This is a genomic window from Mesorhizobium norvegicum (assembly GCF_004919685.1).
GTDB lineage: Bacteria > Pseudomonadota > Alphaproteobacteria > Rhizobiales > Rhizobiaceae > Mesorhizobium > Mesorhizobium norvegicum.
This window is the reverse complement of sequence record NZ_SMYZ01000173.1, coordinates 1-1,689: the sequence shown is the minus strand read 5'-3', so window position 1 is coordinate 1,689 and position 1,689 is coordinate 1. Positions and strand designations below refer to the sequence as shown.

The following is a 1,689-nucleotide window of genomic DNA, read 5'->3' as shown; positions in this document are numbered from 1 at the left end:
GGTCGGCCGACCGCATGTCGGAAGAGGCGCAGGTCGCGGTGGGCTGGTACTAGCGTCGAGCCTGGCACACTTGCGCCAGTCATAAAACTTCACCATTTTAGGTGAGGAATCATTCGGCAGGCCTTGAACCTGCATGGAATGGAAGGAAAAAGAATGGGACGCTTCGCCGTCATCACGATGACCGAAAAGGCCGCCGACCGGGTGCGCGAGATCGTTGCCACCCGCGACAACGCGCATGGCATTCGCCTCGGCATCAAGAAGGGCGGCTGCGCCGGCATGGAATACACGGTCGATCTGGTGACCGAACCCAACACCAAGGACGACCATATCGAGCGCGATGGCGCGCATGTCTATGTGGCGCCGGAAGCGGCCCTTTTCCTGTTCGGCACCGAGATGGATTTCGAGCAGACGACGCTGCGCACCGGCTTCACCTTCCACAATCCGAACCAGAGTTCGGCCTGCGGTTGCGGCGAATCCGTCGAGCTGAAGCCGGCCGACCTCAAAGCTCTTGCGGAAGCGCGAGCGTCGGCCTGAGTTTTTCCTTCGCCCCGTTTACGGGGAGAAGGTGGCCCGAAGGGCCGGATGAGGGGCAGCGCCAGCCTCTCTAAAGTTTGCGCCGCCCCGCTTGCCGGCGTTCGTCATTCGAAAAGCCAAGCAATTGGCCTTTCGCCCGTTGCGCGGACCATTTCTCACCTCCCCATAAACGGGGCGAAAAAGACTACTCCACCCACATGCCTGTCCGCCTGTGCCAGTCGGCGATCGATTCCTCAGGATAGACGTCAAACGTCTTGTCGCCCTTGCCGATGTCAGGCTCGACCCAGTTCGCCTTGTATTTCAGCATCAGATGCACCCGGCTCGGTGGAATGGGCAGGTCGTTGTCGATCGCCGAAGCGAAGGGATGCACGAGCTCCGGCCAGGTCGGGTCGTAGAGCCACAGCGCCGACCCGCATTTGCGACAGAAATTGCGCTCACCGGTCGAGATCTCGCATTGCGGATGCTCGTCGTCCTCGATCCTGGCTCGGTAGACGCCAAGGTTCCTTTTGCCCCGGATGTTCAACGTCGCGCTGTCGGCGCCAAGATTGATGGCAAAACCGCCACCGCCCTGTTGTTTGCGGCAGATCGAGCAGTAGCACAGCATGAATGGCGCCGGCGTGTGGCTCTCCACCTCGAAACGCACGGCATTGCAGCGGCAGGATCCTTTGAGCAGAAGCGGCATGACAAAAACTCCGACGGATGGCTCTCAACCTGTCAGCATGATTTTGGTTGCGGCGATGACAAGGCCAAATGCCGGTGACATGATCGCGGCATGGACAATGAACGCATCGCCGAACTCTTCGAAGGCCTTGGCCCGGTCAGCATCCGCAAGCTGTTCGGCGGCAAGGGCATCTATTTCGACGGTGTCATCGTCGCCATCGTGCTGCGCGGCGAATTGATGCTGAAGGCCGACGAGCAAAGCGCGCCCGACTTCGAAGCCGCCGGCTGCCGGCAGTGGACCTATACCGGCTCCCGTCACGGCAAGCTGGTCTCCATGCCCTACTGGAGCATTCCCGACAGCGCTTTCGATGATCCCGACGAGATGACGGTCTGGGCACGCCGGGCGTATGAGGCGGGGCGGCGGGCGGGGAAGTAGATTCCCGCAAGCGCGAGGCCGCCCCCTCATCCGGCCGCTTCGCGGCCACCTTCTCCCCG

The 1,689-nt window shown here is 61.7% G+C and carries 3 protein-coding genes; 2 read left to right on the top strand and 1 reads right to left on the bottom strand.

Annotated elements, in window-relative coordinates; all coding sequences use genetic code 11:
• The first annotated feature begins 153 nt into the window (after positions 1 to 153).
• Entirely contained in the window at positions 154 to 534 is a 381-nt protein-coding gene (sufA, locus tag FCU66_RS40380) for a Fe-S cluster assembly scaffold SufA (protein ID WP_013532156.1), read from the top strand.
• Positions 535 to 718: 184 nt separating this feature from the next.
• Here the strand turns inward: sufA and FCU66_RS40375 are convergent, their stop codons facing one another.
• Positions 719 to 1,216 (bottom strand): GFA family protein, encoded by a 498-nt coding sequence (locus FCU66_RS40375; RefSeq protein ID WP_136618767.1) that lies wholly within the window; start codon positions 1,214 to 1,216, stop codon positions 719 to 721.
• Between the two features lie 90 nt (positions 1,217 to 1,306).
• Here FCU66_RS40375 and FCU66_RS40370 point away from each other — a divergent pair, with 90 nt between their 5' ends.
• Positions 1,307 to 1,630, top strand: coding sequence for a TfoX/Sxy family protein (locus FCU66_RS40370; RefSeq protein WP_109669603.1), 324 nt, complete (start codon positions 1,307 to 1,309; stop codon positions 1,628 to 1,630).
• The last annotated feature ends 59 nt before the right edge of the window (positions 1,631 to 1,689 follow it).